The organism is Bradyrhizobium sp. P5_C11_2, assembly GCF_054049755.1.
In genome coordinates, this window is the sequence record NZ_JBFULT010000969.1 from 1 (window position 1) to 1,506 (window position 1,506).

Annotated in this window: 2 protein-coding genes; both read left to right on the top strand. The window is 64.7% G+C overall.

The window, feature by feature from the left end; genetic code table 11:
* A partial coding sequence (locus tag ACXJL8_RS40795) for a flagellin (RefSeq protein WP_456687009.1) occupies positions 1–192 on the top strand: 192 nt, incomplete at its 5' end.
* A 217-nt stretch (positions 193–409) separates the two neighbouring features.
* Positions 410–1,506: DUF1522 domain-containing protein (locus ACXJL8_RS40800; RefSeq protein ID WP_456687010.1), on the top strand; the 1,097-nt coding region annotated here is incomplete at its 3' end.

The window sequence follows — 1,506 nt, forward strand, 5'->3', positions numbered from 1 at the left end:
GTGCAGATCCGTCAGGACTTCAACAAGAACCTGATCATCGTGCTGCAGACCGGCTCGTCCAACCTGACGCTGGCCGACACCAACGTCGAGGCGGCCAACAGCCAGGCGCTGTCGACCCGCCAGTCGATCGCGGTCTCGGCACTGTCGCTGGCCAACCAGTCGCAGCAGAGCGTGCTCCAGCTGCTTCGCTAATAAGTAGCTGATATAACTCAATAAAATAGAGCGGCGGGGCCCTGTGCCCCGCCGCTTTTTTTGCGCCCGGAGGCGGGCAGGGGCGTTCACTCGCCATTAACCGTATCGCTTAAACCGGCGTTAACCATACTTTAAAGGACACCTCCTAAAACTGGACAAAGCCCGCTTTCGAGACCGCGCGGCCGATTCGTATCCGGTTCAAGAGGAAGACTCGCCAATGTCCAACATCGTTCTCTCGGCGTCAGTTCGCCAGAACCTGTTGTCGCTGCAGTCGACGGCCGACTTGCTGGCCACGACGCAGGAGCGGCTGTCGACCGGCAAGAAGGTCAACACGGCGCTCGACAATCCCACCAACTTCTTCACCGCACAGGGGTTGGACAACCGGGCGAGCGACATCAGCAACCTGCTGGACGGCATCAATAACGGTGTGCAGGTGCTCCAGGCCGCCAATACCGGCATCACCTCGCTGCAGAAGCTGATCGACAGCGCGAAATCGATCGCCAACCAGGCGCTCCAGACCACGGTCGGTTACTCCACCAAGTCGAACGTCTCCACCACGATTCCCGGTGCGACGCCGGCCGACCTGCGCGGCACGACCTCCTACGCGAGCGCGACCGCCAACAGCAACGTGCTCTATACCGGCGCACCCGGTGGCGTGACCCCGGTGACGGGAACCGCCGCGCTCGGCGCCTCGCTGGGCTCGAACGCCGGCACCTTTACCGGTACGGTCGCGACCGCCGCCGACGGCACCACCGCACTGTCCGGCACCGCCACGCTGCTCGGCACCACGGCATCCACCACCTTCGGCACGCCACCGGCTGACGGCGACACCATCACGGTGAACGGCAAGACCATCACCTTCCGCACCGGCATCGCTCCGACCACGCAACCGACCGGCTGGGGCCTCAACGCCAGCGGACACATCGCCACCGACGGCAACGGCAATTCGATCGTCTATGAGGGAACCGCGGCCGCGCCCGGGGCGACCGTCAACGACGTCCTCAGCGCGATCGACCTCGCCAGCGGCGTCAAGACCGCGACAATCAGCGCAAGCGCGGCGACCATCGCCGTCAGCGGTTCGGCCGGTCCCATCGGCACGCTTCAGGTCGCATCGTCGATTTCTGGCGGCGGCCAGGTCACGCTGAAGAGCTCGACCGGCGCCGATCTAAGCGTGACTGGAAAGGCTGACTTCCTCAAGGCGCTCGGTCTGACTGCCGCGACCGGCGCCGGCAATGCCAACGTGACCGCGAACCGGTCGACGACCGCGGGCTCGCTGGGCTCTCTCGTTCAGGACGGCTCGACGTTGAACATCGA